The sequence below is a fragment of the Vibrio sp. JZG120 genome (genome assembly GCF_053890955.1).
In genome coordinates, this window is record NZ_JBSRRK010000049.1 from 1 (window position 1) to 640 (window position 640).

At 43.3% G+C, this 640-nt stretch carries 1 protein-coding gene; it reads left to right on the top strand.

Features of this window, described 5'->3' with window-relative positions; genetic code table 11:
- Positions 1 to 640, top strand: a 640-nt coding sequence (locus ACWPOD_RS23740; protein ID WP_456232307.1) for a restriction endonuclease subunit S, incomplete at both ends; no start/stop codon positions are given.

Consider the following 640-nt stretch of genomic DNA (forward strand, 5'->3'; position numbering starts at 1 on the left):
GAGGGTATGGATGCGGCTACTGCCTCGCTATTCCCCGAAAAGCTAGTTGAGTCTGAGTTGGGGTTGATTCCTAAAGGTTGGGAAGTAAAACCTCTAGACAAGGTTGCTCATTTTCAAAATGGGTTAGCATTGCAAAAATTCCGACCAGAGTCTGAGGAGGATGATTTTCTACCTGTTCTAAAAATTGCTCAGTTACGTCAAGGCTACTGTGACGGAAAGGAGAAGGCTCGTACAGATATTAAAGAATCTTGCAGAGTGTATGATGGCGACATGATCTTCTCATGGTCGGGCACTTTGATGATTGATCTATGGACTGGTGGTAATGCTGCGTTAAATCAACACCTTTTCAAGGTTACGAGTGAGGAATACAACCTACCGTTATACCTATACTGGACAAAGCATCATCTCGCGAAATTCCAGCAAATCGCCAAAGATAAAGCGGTAACTATGGGACACATAAAACGAGGCCATTTAAGTGAGTCTTTGTGTGTTATCCCTCCAAAAGCATTAAGAGACAAGATGGATGAAGTTTTACTGCCATTAATCAATCAAGGTCTTAACTTGCGACTCCAGAGCAACCAGTTAGCCACGCTACGTGACACTTTGCTTCCTAAATTGCTTTCCGGCGAAATCGAGTTAG